This is a genomic window from Myxococcus eversor (assembly GCF_010894455.1).
Lineage (GTDB): Bacteria > Myxococcota > Myxococcia > Myxococcales > Myxococcaceae > Myxococcus > Myxococcus eversor.
Window position 1 is genome coordinate 626182 of the sequence record NZ_JAAIXY010000001.1, and the last position, 13803, is coordinate 639984.

Sequence of the window (13803 nt, forward strand, 5' to 3'; positions counted from 1 at the left end):
GGCCCGGCGGCTGGCCGGACCCCGCGTGACGGTGTCCCTTCCAGAAGGGAAGGGACGGGGACTGTCCCCACTCAGACGGAGAAGCTCTCTCCGCAGCCGCAAGCGGCCTTGATGTTGGGGTTGTTCAGCTTGAAGCCGGAGGCCATGAGCGTCTGCTCGAACACCAGCTCCGTGCCGATGAGGTACAGGTAGCTCTTCGGATCCACGAAGACGCGCACGCCGTCCCGCTCGAAAATCTTGTCGCGCTCGCGGGACTTCTCGGACCACTCCATGGAGTACTGGAGGCCCGAGCACCCGCCACCCTTCACGGCCAGCCGCAGGCCGGCGTCGGGCGTCTGGCGCTGCTCCAGCAGCTCCTTCAACCGAGCCACCGCGCTGTCCGCCACGACGATGCCCTTGGGGGCGGCCTTGGCCACGGGCGCGGGGCCAGGCACCGGGCTCTGCGTCATCTGCTGGGTTGCCTGGTCGCTCATGGTTTCGCCTCCTGGAGTCGTGAAGTTCGCCGCACCTACAGCCCTTAGGATGCCTGGGCCTTGCGAGCGGCGCGCTTCTTCTTGAAGTCCTCGATGGCCGCCTTGATGGCGTCCTCGGCGAGGACCGAGCAGTGGATCTTCACCGGCGGCAGCGACAGCTCCCGGGCCACGTCCTTGTTGGAGATGGTCATCGCCTGGTCCACCGTCTTGCCCTTCACCCACTCGGTGACGAGCGATGAGGAGGCGATGGCCGACCCGCAACCGAACGTCTTGAAGCGCGCGTCCTCGATGAGCCCATCGTCGGAAATCTTGAGCTGAAGGCGCATCACGTCGCCGCACGCGGGAGCCCCCACGAGGCCCGTGCCCACGTTCGGGTCTTCCTTGTCCATCGTCCCGACGTTGCGGGGGTTCTCGTAGTGGTCGATGACCTTGTCGCTGTAAGCCATGCCAACTCCTTCAACGGATGCTTCTCACCAAAGGTTCCGGGGAGCAATGCCCACCGGTCGAGGGGCCATGCGCCCCGCTGATTGCCTGGAAAGACGCGCTAATGCGCCGTCCACTCGATGCTCTTGAGGTCGATGCCTTCCTTGGCCATCTCGTACAGGGGGCTCATGTCGCGCAGCTTGCGGACCTTGTCCACGACCAGGTTGACGACGAAGTCGACCTCCTCTTCGGTGGTGAAGCGGCCCAGGCCGAAGCGGATGGAGCTGTGGGCCAGCTCCTCGTCCACGCCCAGCGCGCGCAGCACGTAGGACGGCTCCAGCGAGGCGGACGTGCACGCGGAGCCTGACGACACCGCGACGTCCTTGATGCCCATCATCAGGGACTCGCCCTCCGCGTGGGCGAAGGAGATGTTGAGGTTGCCCGGCAGCCGGTGCTCCAGCGAGCCGTTGAGCACCGTCATGTCCAGCGCGTCGGTGAGCCCCTTCCGGAGCTTCTCGCGCAGGCGGAGGATGCGGGCGGCTTCGTCGGCCAGCTCCTCGCGGGCCAGCTGCGCCGCGTGGCCGAAGCCGACGATGGCCGCGACGTTGAGCGTGCCGGAGCGCATGCCGCGCTCATGGCCGCCACCGTCGATGAGGGGGGCGATGCGCACGCGCGGCTTGCGGCGCACGTACAGCGCGCCGATGCCCTTGGGGCCGTACATCTTGTGCGAGGTGATGGACGCGAGGTCGACCTTCATCGCCTCCACGTCGAAGGGCACCTTGCCAATGCCCTGCACCGCGTCGCAGTGGAAGAGGACGCCCTTCTTGCGGCACAGCGCCCCAATCTCCGCGATGGGCTGCACCACGCCAATCTCGTTGTTGGCGAACATGATGGAGACGAGCACCGTCTTCGGCGTCATCGCCTCCTCGAGCTTCTCCAGGTTCACCCGGCCGTCCTGCTCCACGTCCAGATACGTCACGCGCGCGCCGCCAGTGGGCATCTCCGCCCACTTCTTGTACGTCGCGTCGTTCTCCACATCATGCTTCGCGGCCAGCTCCGCCACTTCCTCGGGCGACACGTCGCGCTCGGCCAGCTGTCCCAGGCGCAGGAGCTTCAGCTCGTCCAGGCGCTCCTGGCGCACGCGCTCCAGGCGCTTGCAGGTGTCCAGGATGGCCTTGTGCTCGGTCTTCAGGGTGATGATGTGGTCACCCTTCGACTTGTAGTACTCGACGACGCCTTTGATGGCGAGGTTGTCGGACTCGGTGGCGCCGGAGGTGAAGACAATCTCCTGGTCTGTCGCGCCGATGAGCTCGGCCACCTGCTGGCGGGCCTTCTTCACCGCGGCTTCGGCCTTCCAGCCGAACACGTGGTTGCGGCTGGACGCGTTGCCGAAGTCCTCGCGCAGATACGGGAGCATCACTTCCAGCACACGCGGGTCCAGCGGCGTGGTGGCGTGGTTGTCCATGTAGATCGGCAGCTTCAGCATCGCTTCCCACACCTTCCTGAAGGGGCTTACTGCTGCCCCCGCACCCCGGCGCCACCCAGGGGGCGCGCTGCGGCGGGCATACACCGTCACACATGAATGTGGACCGGACTGGTCAATTATAAAATCGGGTGCCCTCGGGTCAAGCGAACATAAGGCGGACGAGAGACCTGCCGGGACTGGCCGAGTGGAGGGGATGTCGGCGGTGGAACGGCTGGGCCAGGGTGGATCACTCCCCGGTGGGCCATCCTGGAGCGGAGTGCCCCGAAATGGCGCGGCACCCGGGCTACTATCGCCTGTAAGCGTCTGAATTCCCGTGGGGTCCGCGCTGGCTGGGGGGCTGCAACCTGGGTGGGTCCATCAGGAGGCAGGCATGAGCGCGAACGCGAAGCAGACGGCCCGGTCGAGGGAGCAGCAGGTGGAGTCCACGGAGCCCGGCCGGACGCAACTGGTCCGGGTGGAGGGTGGCTCTGGCGGGGGGATGGAGCGCAACCGCTACTCGGACGGCTGGCGCGCGGGGAAGCCGGCGGAGGATCCGGAGAAGATGAAGCGCTGGGGCCTCATCACCGCGCGGCCCAGCGAGTTCCTCGTCCACATGCGCCGGGGCCGCGTACGCGATGTCAGCGGTCAGGGCGCCAGCTGCTTCAAGTGGCCCGGAGACTCGGTGGCGATTGTGCCCACCAGCATCCAACGGCTCCAGTTCACCGCGGACCAGGTGACGAGCGAGAAGGTGGGCGTGCAGGTGACGGGCCTCGCGGTGTACCGCATCGCGGATCCGCTGGTGGCCTTCCGCATGCTCAACTTCTCCTTCCCGGAGCGGGCGCAGGAGAAGCTGGCGGAGCTCTTGCGGGAGATGTTCGTGGGCGCGGCGCGGCGCCTCGTCGCCAACCTCTCCGTGGAGGAGTGCCTGTCGCGGCGCAAGGAGGGCATCGCCACGGAGCTGATGCGTGAAATCGCGCCGGTGCTCTCGGGGAAGGGGCGCCTGGAAGACTCGGTGGACGCGGGCTGGGGCGTGCTGCTGGACACGATTGAAATCCAGGACGTGCGCGTCCTGTCGTCCACCGTCTTCGAGAACATGCAGGCGCGCTTCCGCCGCGAGCAGGAGCGGCAGGCGCGCGAGGCGGAGCTGGCCAAGGAGCGCTTCGTCCACCGCGAGGAGACCGAGGCCGAGCGACAGCTGAACCTCCAGCGCCTGGAGGCCGAAGACGAGGTCCGCCAGCGCAAGCAGACCGCGGACGAGCAATCCCAGTTGGAGACGCTGGCCGTGGCCGCGCGCGTGGCCGAGGCGAAGCTGGCCCAGGAGCGCACGCTGAAGCAGGAGCAGGTCACGGTGGAGCGCGAGGTGGCGCTCACCAAGCTGGCCGCCGAGCAGGAGGTCCGTCAGAAGAAGCAGGTCTCCGACGAGCAGGCCAAGCTGGAGACGCTCAACGCCGAGGCGCGGCTGTCGGAGGCGAAGATTGTCTCCGAGCGCGCGCTGGCGACGAGCCGCGCGCAGGTGGACATGGAGAAGCTGGCGCGCGAGCAGGAAATCGAGGTGACGCGCGCGCGCATCGCCCTGGAGAAGCTCAAGCAAGAGCAGGACGCGGACGTGGGCCGCGCGAAGCTGGAGCTGGAGAAGCAGAAGCTGGCGCAGGAGGCCGAGGCCGCGCAGGCGAAATTCGAACTGGTGCGCCTGCAGCGCGAGCAGGAGGCGGAGCACGCCCGGGCGCAGATGGAGCTGGAGCGCCTTCGCCGTGAGGAGGACCAGGCGACGGCCCGCGCTCAGATGGAGCTGGAGCGTCTGCGCCGCGAGCAGGAGCAGACAGCGGCGCGTCACGAGGGCCAGCTGGCCGAGCAGATTCAAGAAGTGGAGAAGCTCAAGGCCCAGCTCCAGGTGGTGCAGTCCCGGCGCTCCATCGCCGAGGCGGAGGTGTCCATCGCGGAGTTGGAGGTGCGCCGGGAGAACGCGCGGCAGGAGCTGGAGCTGGCTCGGGCCCGCGCGATGCGCGACATCGAGAACACCATCAGTCCGGAGGTCATCCAGATGACGCTCGCGCAGCAGTTGCCTCAGGTGGCGGCGGCCTTCCAGCAGAAGATGGGTGAAGTCCACGTCACGGCGGTGGATGGAGCAAATCCCTTTGGTTACATCGCCGCGGCGGTGGAGGGGGTCATGGGGCTGGCGCGCTCCGCGGGCTTGAAGGTGCCTGTCTCCTCGCTTACCCCCACGGCGCAGTAGCCCGCTGACCGGGGCCTGCGTATACAAGGCAGGCCCCTTTGGGGAAGACGGAGTGAAGCGCGCATGAATGCCAAGAAGCTGGGATTGATGGCCTTGCTGGCCGGCGTGGCGGTGGCCGTGGTGCCCTGGCTGTTGCCCACCGGGCCCAGCACGGAGCTCGACGCGGCGCGTTTCCTCGAATCGGGCAACCTCTTCGTGGGCGCGGCCGTCGTCTTCGGCGGCGGCTTGCTCACCGCGCTGACGCCCTGCGTCTACCCGCTCATCCCGATTACGGTGTCCGTCTTCGGGGCCCGCAAGGCGGAGAGCCGGGGCAAGGCGCTCCTGCTCACCACGTCCTACATCGTCGGCATGGGGGTGGTGTTCAGCGCGCTGGGCATCCTCGCGGCGAAGACGGGGCAGGCCTTCGGCTCGATGTTGGGGCACCCGGCGGTGGTGACGGGGCTGGCGGTGTTCCTGTTGCTGCTCGCCTCGTCCATGTTCGGCGCCTTCGAGCTGGCGCTGCCGTCGAGCCTCCAGACGCGGCTGAACTCCGTGGGTGGCGCGGGTGTGGCGGGCGCGTTCCTGATGGGCAGCGTGTCCGGGTTCCTCGCGGCGCCGTGCACGGGGCCGGTGCTGACGGGCCTGTTGGCCTTCGTGGCGAAGACGGCGAACACGACGCTGGGCGCCTCGCTGCTGTTCATCTACGCGCTGGGCATCGGCGTTCCGTTCTTCATCCTCGGCGTGTCCACGGTGCGCCTGCCCAAGAGCGGCGTGTGGATGGAGTGGGTGAAGAGCGTGCTGGGCATCGTCCTCGTCGCGCTGGCCTTCAGCTACCTGAAGGACGCGTCTCCGTGGGCGCGCGGTGTGGTGAAGCTGCTGGGCGCGGAGCTGGGCCGGGTGCCGGGCGCGGTGGTGGCCTCGGTGCTGGCGGTGGTGGGCGTGCTGGTGGGCGCGGTGCACCGCTCCTTCAAGGAGGGCGCGCGGGAGTTCTCGTTCAAGGCGTTCGGCGTGGCGCTGGTGGTGGTGGCGCTGGTGATTCGCGGTGGCGCGCTGGACGCGGGCCCGGTGGGCGAGCTGTGGGTGCGCCTGGGCGTGGCCGAGCCGCCGCGCGCGCCGTCGTGGCAGTGGCACCACGTGATGCCCGCCAAGCAGGCGACATTCTCCGCGGATGCGTTCGAGAAGGTGCTGGCCCAGGCGAAGACGGAAGGGCGCCCGGTGCTCATCGACTTCTTCGCGGACTGGTGCGCGGCCTGCAAGGAACTGGACCGCGAGACGTATCCGGCGCCCGAGGTCATCTCGCAGTCGTCGGAAGGGCAGTTCCTCAACATCAAGATTGACGCGACGAACAGCGAAGACGCGCTCGACGCGCTGATGGAGCGCTTCGGTGTCGAGGGCCTGCCGACGGTGGCCTTCGTGGCGCCGGACGGCAAGGTGCTCACGCGCCCGCGCATCACCGGCTTCCTGGAGCCCACGCCGTTCGCCGCGGAGATGCGCAAGGCGCGCTGCACCGACGGCGCGTCCTGCTGAGCGGCGTTCAGTCCCCGTCGTCCTCGTCGCACAATGGGCCTGGCCCTCGCCCCCTGCTCGCGAGCACGCGGTCGATCATCAGCTCATGCAGCGCGTAGAGAGGCCTCGCCACGTCCTCGCCTTCCAGGTGCGCGAACGCGCCGGCGATGGCCTCCAGCGTGGACATTCCATCCGGATGCGGGGGCCTGCGCAGCCTGCGTGAGTCCGGGGGCGGCGGTGCCAGCATCAGGCTCGGCAGCCGGCGCAGCGCGGGCACCCGCTGCACCATGCGCTTCGCCTGACCCCAGCTCCCGTCCAGGACGATGAGTCGCTTCGGGAGCGCGGCATCTGGCGCGGGCGCCTGCTGCGTCGTGGGGAACAAGAGCCAGGTGGCGCCGTCGTCCTCGAGCGTCGACACATCGAAGCGCTCGGCCGGCGAGCCATACGAGACGATGCGACACCGAGGCATCGCGAGCGCGGCCATGCGCGCCGTGTTCGTCGACTTCAGCGTCTCCTTGTGGTGACGGATGATGAGCAGCTCGGTGCGCGTGGAGACGACGGGCAGTTCGGCGCACAGGCACAACAGGGTGGGCAGAAAACAGCGCGGACAGCGACCCGCGAGGTCCTCCGGAGTTCGAGACCTCATTTCCCCTGACGGTATCGCTCCATCAGCACGCGCGCCTCACGAAGCTTCTCCTCGACGTAGCGGTCGTCCGCGTCAGGCTCGTAGTCCGCGTCCGGCACGTCAAGCTGGAAGATGGCCGACAGGAGGATGGGCGCCACCTCCAACCACTCGGCCGTGCGGTTGAGCGCCGCCTGTCGTCGGCCCGCGAAGGTCTCCGGCCCGTCCTCCGGCCCACAGCGGCAGATGCGCGCCGAGTCACCCGACACGTCCACGTAGAGGCCCAGCACCTCCGCGTCGACCTCGGCCGCGAGCGCGCACGTCGCCTCGCTCACGTACGCGGCCATGGCCTGGGCCGCGGAGCGCTCGGTGAGGGAGCGCACCAGATACACCTGCCAACCCGCTTCGGTGAGCGCGCCCGACTCCTGGATGGGCGTCAGCTCCGCGGGGGGCGCCTGGATGCGTGACAGCAATCGCCGCACGGGTGCCTCCAGCCGCTCCAGTCGCGCGTTGGACGCGGGACAGAAGAAGAGGACGCGATACTCACGGCTGTCTGCTGCGGTTTCCATGGGCATACGGCGTCGCCAAGGCGCTGCACTGCAAGCAAGAGCTTCGTTGACCCAAGAGGACCAAAGGATTCCCCGACCTTGCAAGTGGGGAGTTCAGTGGAGGGTTCATGGCGTGGCGGACGGGAGGGACACGACGGCCACGGCCGCCCTCCGCTCGGAGGCGACCCAGACCCCCGCCGCCAACACCAGCAGTCCGCCCGCCACCCCTACAGGGGTGAGAGCTTCCGCGAAGACGGCCCATCCCACCAGGGAGGCCGTGAGAGGCTCCAGGTACGTCAGGGCCCCCGCCGCCGCCGTGGGCACATGTCGCAGCCCGGTATTGAAGAGGAAGGTCCCCATCAGTCCGCACACCGCGCCACCGGCGAGCACCTGGAGCGTGGCCCCATCCATCGCCGAGGGCAAGGCGTCCCTCCCGGCGATGAGCAACAGCACCCCCACGGACACCGGCGCATGGAGCGACGCGACCGCCAGGGGAGAATATGCCCGTGTCGCCGCTTTCGTCCCCAGGACGATGGCCGCGTAGAACAGGGCGCTTCCCGCGCCCAGCGCCGCCGTCATCCCCACGCCACCCGTCCCATCCGGCCGGCCGATGAGCAGCACCAGCCCCAGCAGCGTCACCGGCGCGGCGACCAGGGCCCGGACGGACCTCCGCTCGCCCAGCACCCAGGGGGCCACGAGCGCCAGGAGCAGGGGCGCCAGGTAGTGCGTGAGCACCGCCACCGAGACGGGTCCGCGCTTCATGGCGGCGAAGAAGAGGCTGATGTTGGCCGCGTCCGCCAGGCCCACGACGAGCAGGGCCCCCGTCGCGCGCCTGTCACGCCAGGGAGCGCCGCGCAGGAGGAAGGGCACGGGCAGCGACATGGCGATGAGGGCCAGGAGCGCGTTCTGGGCCCAGGACAGGCCCGCGGGCCGGAGGAAGAGGGACCAACACCCCCAGAGGGTGGCCCCGGCCGCGACCATGGCGAAGTGCCGCACTGCTCATGACTCCTGGTGACGCCGAATCGCCCGGAGGCGCCGACGGGGCGCGCAGCCTAGGAACATCTGCCACACTCCGTCCATGGGGCCCCTGTTCGCCTACAGCCTCGTGCCCGTCCTCTCGGTGTCGCTCCTCTTGTGTTTCACCGCCGCCTTTCGCGGCCGGGACGCACGGGGGCTGACGCTGTACTGCCTGGCCACCGCCGTCTGGAGCGGCTCGCTGCTCTTGATATGCGTGCCCCGGTACGCGTGGCTGGGAGAGCGCTTCGCCGCCAGCGGGGCCTTCACCGCCGCCGCGTACCTCCATGTCGCGTACGACGTCACCCGGCAGCGCTCCTACCGACAGGTGGCGCTGGCCTACGCCGTGGCGGTGGTCGTCACCGGAGTGGGCGCGCTCTTCCCGGATGCGCTGTACGGACCGCTGGCGATGAAGCGAGGACCGCTGTTCTGGCCCGTCATCGCGCTGTCGGTCTCCGCGGCGTTGGTGCCGCTGCTGCACCTGGCCCGCTCCTATCCTCACGAGACGCCGGAGCGCCGGCCGCTGTTGCGCAGCCTGGGCATCGTCGGCGCGCTGGCGTACTCAGGCGGTCTGGGCACGGCGCTGCTGCTGTCGGGGGGCTACGCGCTGCCCTTCGGGATGTACGGCGTGCTGGCCTCGCTGCTGGTGCTGGTGCACGTCGTCAACTCCCACCAGCCTCCAGGGGAGCGGCGGCTGCTGGAGCGCAGCCTCGTGTACTCGGCGATGGCGGCGGTGTTGTCGGCGGGCTTCCTCTTCGGGGTGCTGACGCTGATGGCGGGCAGCGGGCAGCCCTTCCTGCTCGAGTACCGGGTGGGCGCCTTCTTCCTGCTGGCGCTGGCGGCGCTCGCCTTCGAGCCCCTGCGTCAGGGCCTTCAGGAGTGGCTGGGCCGTCGACTGCTCAAGGGCCGCGCCACCGGCACCGAGCTGGTGGCGGCGCTGGCCGAGCAGGAGGCCCGCGCGGACCAGGCGGCGCGATTGGCGGAGCTGGGGCAGTTCACCTCCGCGGTGGCCCACGAGGTGCGAAACCCGCTGGGCGTGCTCGCCGCGCACCTGAAGCTCCTGGAACGCCAGGGCGTGGACGCGGACGCCGTCGCCGCCATGCGCGAGCAGATATCCCGCGCCGGGCACTTCGTGGACGAGCTGCTGCGCTACGGCCGGCCCCGACCGCTGGAGCTGCGCCGCGTGGACATGCTGGCCACCGTGGCGCTGGCGTACTCCACCGCGCGACAGGGATTGGGTGCGCTGGCGCCGGATGTCTCATTCGAACTTCCAGACGGCGAGCCTTTCGAGCTGGAGGCGGACCAGTCCCAGCTCTCGCAAGTGTTTGTCATTGTCCTGGAGAATGCCTTGCTCGCGCTGCGCGACACGCCCGCTCCTGCCTTGCGTGTGCGCTGTGAGCGCGTCGATGCGAGTCTCCAAATCTTCGTGGAGGACAACGGCCCCGGCATCCCCCCGGAGCTGCTCCCCCGGCTGTTCCAACCCTTCGTCACGGGGCGGCGTCGCGAGGGACCCCGGCCAGGAACAGGTCTGGGATTGGCGATTGCCCGGGGAATCCTGGAACGTCACGGAGCTTCGGTGCGGGCCAGCCGCTCCGAGTCCCTGGGGGGCGCGAGCTTCGTGTTGACGCTTCCACAATCGCAGCCTGTACCCCTATCCGCCGCCGCCTCCTGAAGTCATACTGTCGATATGTAGACAGTTTGCCTCCTGGGTTTGCGGATGTCGCGGGAGTGCCGTGGCTGTGAGGAAAAGAGGTTGTCGGCAACAAAGCAGACCTGCCGCGTTCTCTGGTGAATGGGAAGGAGGCGGCCATGAGGGCAAGGCCAGGATTGAGGGTGGTGGAGCCTCCGTCTGGGGCGCCGGGGACGGATTTCGAGGTCTTCGCTCGCCAGTTCCAACCCGTATTGTTTGCCATTCTCAGGAAGTACTGTGTGGGTATCGAGCACGAGGTCGAGGACCTGGTGCACGATGTGTTGTTGCGAGCGCTGCTCCAGTGGGAGCACCTCCGGCATTGGGAGTCATACAAGCAGCGCTTCTGGTTGGGGCGGGTCGCCGAGAACTGCTTCCTGGACCGGTGCCGTCGCCGCAAGAGCGAGGCGGACCGGCTGCGCAACCTGCTCGAGCTGCATGAAGAGGCCGAGGACTTCGACGAAGCCGCGCAGGACGAGTTGTGGTGTCACGTCGGTGAAGACGACGTGAAGCGGGCGCTGACCTTTCTCAGCCCCAGACTCCGTTTGACCTTCGAGCTGTACCTCCAAGGGATGTCCTATGCACGCATCGCTCGTGAGACTGGCGTATCGCCGGGGACGGTGGGCGCGCGCCTGCATCACGCCCGGTTGGAGCTACGAGAGCTGCTGCGCGAGACGGCCGAGCGTCGACGCCGGGAGCGGCGGCGATGAGCGCCGACTGCAAGGACCTGCCTCGCTTTCTCGACGGACAGCTGAGCGCGGAGGCGCAGTGCGGGTTCCGTCAGCACCTGGGCGGGTGTGAGCGCTGCGAGGCGCGCTTCCGCGAGACGCTGCAACTGGAGCTGCTGGCGCACCGGGCGCTGCCCTCGCTCGCGCCGCCCATGGCACCGCCGTCCGCGTCCAGGGAGCGCAAGCGCTGGTGGCCCCGGCGGGGGCAGGTCGGCTCCGGGTTCAGGGTGCTCGTCGCCTGTTTCGCGATGTTGTTGATATCTCCCAGCGCCAGCCACTGGAACGGTGACGACCTGGCCTGGCTGGTGAAGGACGGCCCGCGCACGCTGGAGGCGCGGGTGACGTATCGCGCCGTGGATGCGCGTCATCAGCCCTATGTCCCGGACCGGGGTGGAGGCTGGGAGCGCCCCGCCGTCCCGTCGCTGCCGCTCCATGAGCTGTCTCGAATGGAGGCGCGGGGAGACCTGCATGGCATCGCCACGGCGTACCTGCTTCATGGCGCGCCCCGTCAGGCGCTGGCCTTCCTGAAGCGCCTGCCTCCCTCGGTGGACAGGGACTGTGACCTGGCGCTCCTGTCGCTGGAGCAGGCTCGGCAGGATGGGCCACTCGACACCCGGCATGCGCACCTGGAAGAGGCGCTGGAGCTGCTGTCGGAGGTGTTGCGCGTCGCGCCACGACATCCCCAGGCCCTATGGAACCGGGCGCTGACGCTGGCGGAGCTCGGGCTGACGCTCCAGGCGGCGGACTCGTTCGGTGAGGTCGCGAAGCTGGGAGAGCCGGGGTGGAGCGAGGAGGCCGCGGACCGGGAGCGCGCCCTGCGCGAGTCCACGCTCTCCCGCGGGCGGGCCTGGAAGGACGCCTTCGCGGCGACGCGGGACTTGCTCACGGATGCGTCAGCACCGCTGCCCGTGGCGGCGGTGAGGGACCATCCGGGCATCCTCCGGCTCGCCTTCTACGACGCGGTGCGCGCGGCGCCTCGGCGACAGGACGTGCTGCGGTTGCTCCCGCTGGCCCGGGCACTGGACGAGCGCTACGGGGGGAGCGTCCTCCAGACGTGGCTGGCTCGCGTGGCGGAGCGGGACTTCACGCGAAGGGGCTCCTTCGCGCGGAGGTATGCGCAGCTCGTGCTGGGGACGCTGTCGCCCTCGGGCGAGGTGATGGAGGAGCTGCGCCGCTCGGGGGAGGATGACCTCTACCTGGGCGCGCTCGTGCTCGCGGGCTTCGCGCGACAGCCGGTGGATTCAGCGGCGCTGGTGCGATTGGCGCGGGCCTCCGAGGACCCGTGGATGCGGGTACTCGGAGAGCTGGAGCTGGCGCGCGCGGACCAACGGGAGGGCCGCTGGTGGAACGCCGAGCAACGACTGGTGGAGGCGTTGGACTCATGCCAGAAGCAGGGCCTGGTGTATCGCTGCCTGGGACTGGAGCAGGCGCTCACGGACCTGTACCTGGAGCTGCACCGACCCGCGGAGGCCTTCCAACACGCATGGAATGGCTGGAGCCGCGCGCAGGAGGCCCGCGAGTGGCGCTACGAGCAGGTGTTCCTCCAGGAACTGGCGGATGTGGCGCGCTACCAGCACTCCTTCACCAGTGCCCGGGCCTATCTCGAGGAGTCGCTGGTCCGCATGCCGGAGGACTGCGCGCAGCGCACGCATGTGCACAGCAACGTGGCCTTGCTGGAGTGGCAGCGGTTCCGCCCGGAGGCGGCGCGCGAGTCACTGGAGCGGGCGCTGGAGTGTGAGCGCCCCCTGGGGATGACGGGCGCGCGGGTGTTGTCGGAGCTGGCCCGCTTCCAGCCCCGGCCGCATGACGGACATTGGTTGCGCCGCGCCCTGGCGGACCTGCGACAGTCGGATGTCTCCCCGGGCCGCGAGGCGCTGCTGCTCGTCTTCGAGGGCCAGTTCGCGTTGGAGCAGTCGCGTGACACGGGGCAGGCGCTGCTCTGGCGAGGCGTGTCGATGGCGGAGCACCTGCCGGACAGCGTCGATGCGCGCAAGGCCCTGGCCTTCGGCTACTCCGCTCTGCTGTCCGAGGCGGGGCGTGCCGGGGCATGGAACGAGGCCCTGTCGTTGATGGCGCGCGAGCTGCGCGTCGAGCCCGTTCCCACGAGCTGTCTCCTGGCGGTGTCGCTCCAGCACGAGCGCACCCTGGTGCTCGCGCGTGGACCCGATGGCGAGCTGAAGGGGGCGTATTCCACGGGTCGACGGGAGCCGCTGCGCGACGTTGCCTCGGGGCTGGTGCCCCAAGAACTCTTGAAGGAGTTGACGGGCTGCGAGCACGTGGATGTGTTGACCCGTCCGCCCGTGCACGGGCTCACCGGGTTGCTGCCGGACACGCTGGCGTGGAGCTATCGCGTGGGACGCGGTGGGCGCCCCACGCCAGTTCAGGATGGGGGCTCCAGGCATCTGGTCGTCACGGAAGTCGCGAGCCCGCCCGCGTTGAGATTGCCGAAGCTGGGGGCACTGACCGCGCCGCGCGTACCGGACCCGTGGCGCGTGGAGCTCCGGGGTGGGGAGGCCACGCTGTCGCGCGTATCGCGAGAGATGGCGGACGCGTCCGAGATTGAACTCCACACCCATGGGCTGTTCAGCGCCTCCATGTCGGATGCCTCGATGGTGGTGCTCGCGCCGGATGCGGATGGTGACTACGCGCTGACCGCCGACATGGTCCGTCAGACGCGCTTGAAGCATGCGCCGCTGGTGCTGCTGGCCACGTGTGGCGCGGCGAGGACGGCGCCATTTCCGCACGAGTCCTACAGCCTGCCCGTGGCCTTCATCTCCGCGGGCGCGAGCGCGGTGCTGGCCGCCTCCGTGGAGATTCCCGACTCGGCGGGGGCCTTCTTCGAGAAGGTGCGTGAGCGCATCCGCGCGGGCACGCGCCCGTCCGTGGCGCTGAGGGATGCGCGCGCTCTCTGGCTGCGCGAGCACCCCGATGACGCACGGTGGCTGTCCCACGTCCTCCTCTTCGAGTGAGCGCCTGTCCAGGCGCGCCTCGAGGGTTGTGACGTTGGAGGTTTCCGGCAACAAGCAGGACGTCGTGCGTTCTATGGCTTGAGGGCCGCCGGTGCCCCGCATCCTGCGGGAGTGAGGACGGTGGCCCCCAGGAGCCGTGCGACATGACGAGCTGCA

Annotated in this window: 11 protein-coding genes; 5 read left to right on the forward strand and 6 right to left on the reverse strand. The window is 69.3% G+C overall.

The window, feature by feature from the left end:
* Positions 1–71: 71 nt before the first annotated feature.
* From G4D83_RS02545 to G4D83_RS02555, 3 genes are all read right to left on the reverse strand, one after another.
* Complete coding sequence (locus G4D83_RS02545) at positions 72–473, reverse strand: HesB/IscA family protein (RefSeq protein ID WP_163862288.1); 402 nt, start codon at positions 471–473, stop codon at positions 72–74.
* Between the two features lie 44 nt (positions 474–517).
* Positions 518–919 carry a Fe-S cluster assembly scaffold IscU gene (gene iscU, locus G4D83_RS02550; protein WP_141644221.1) on the reverse strand — a complete coding sequence of 134 codons (402 nt, stop codon included), beginning with the start codon at positions 917–919 and terminating at the stop codon, positions 518–520.
* A 98-nt stretch (positions 920–1017) separates the two neighbouring features.
* The gene (locus G4D83_RS02555) at positions 1018–2379 is read right to left on the reverse strand and encodes an IscS subfamily cysteine desulfurase (RefSeq protein WP_240356130.1); all 1362 of its coding nucleotides are present in this window, start codon (positions 2377–2379) and stop codon (positions 1018–1020) included.
* A 373-nt stretch (positions 2380–2752) separates the two neighbouring features.
* On the opposite strand from G4D83_RS02555, the gene G4D83_RS02560 reads away from it, so the two are divergent.
* Together G4D83_RS02560 and G4D83_RS02565 are read left to right on the forward strand one after the other, a co-directional pair.
* Positions 2753–4594, forward strand: a complete 1842-nt coding sequence (locus G4D83_RS02560) for an SPFH domain-containing protein (RefSeq protein WP_163862294.1) — start codon at positions 2753–2755, stop codon at positions 4592–4594.
* Between the two features lie 63 nt (positions 4595–4657).
* Entirely contained in the window at positions 4658–6100 is a 1443-nt protein-coding gene (locus G4D83_RS02565; protein WP_163862297.1) for a protein-disulfide reductase DsbD family protein, read from the forward strand.
* A 7-nt stretch (positions 6101–6107) separates the two neighbouring features.
* Here the strand turns inward: G4D83_RS02565 and G4D83_RS02570 are convergent, their stop codons facing one another.
* The 3 genes from G4D83_RS02570 to G4D83_RS02580 form a co-directional block, all read right to left on the reverse strand.
* Positions 6108–6725 carry a tRNA-uridine aminocarboxypropyltransferase gene (locus G4D83_RS02570; protein ID WP_163862300.1) on the reverse strand — a complete coding sequence of 206 codons (618 nt, stop codon included), beginning with the start codon at positions 6723–6725 and terminating at the stop codon, positions 6108–6110.
* On the reverse strand, positions 6722–7270 hold the full coding sequence (locus G4D83_RS02575) for a hypothetical protein (protein WP_163862303.1): 549 nt from the start codon (positions 7268–7270) through the stop codon (positions 6722–6724). The genes G4D83_RS02570 and G4D83_RS02575 overlap by 4 nt, the downstream gene beginning before the upstream one ends.
* Positions 7271–7375: 105 nt before the next feature.
* Positions 7376–8245 (reverse strand): DMT family transporter, encoded by an 870-nt coding sequence (locus G4D83_RS02580; protein WP_163862305.1) that lies wholly within the window; start codon positions 8243–8245, stop codon positions 7376–7378.
* 82 nt (positions 8246–8327) lie between these two features.
* On the opposite strand from G4D83_RS02580, the gene G4D83_RS02585 reads away from it, so the two are divergent.
* The 3 genes from G4D83_RS02585 to G4D83_RS02595 all read left to right on the forward strand — a co-directional run bounded on the left by G4D83_RS02585 (position 8328) and on the right by G4D83_RS02595 (position 13647).
* Positions 8328–9935 carry a sensor histidine kinase gene (locus G4D83_RS02585; RefSeq protein ID WP_163862308.1) on the forward strand — a complete coding sequence of 536 codons (1608 nt, stop codon included), beginning with the start codon at positions 8328–8330 and terminating at the stop codon, positions 9933–9935.
* A gap of 137 nt (positions 9936–10072) precedes the next feature.
* Entirely contained in the window at positions 10073–10660 is a 588-nt protein-coding gene (locus G4D83_RS02590; RefSeq protein ID WP_163862309.1) for an RNA polymerase sigma factor, read from the forward strand.
* Positions 10657–13647 carry a CHAT domain-containing protein gene (locus tag G4D83_RS02595; protein WP_163862312.1) on the forward strand — a complete coding sequence of 997 codons (2991 nt, stop codon included), beginning with the start codon at positions 10657–10659 and terminating at the stop codon, positions 13645–13647. The genes G4D83_RS02590 and G4D83_RS02595 overlap by 4 nt, the downstream gene beginning before the upstream one ends.
* Positions 13648–13803: the final 156 nt, after the last annotated feature.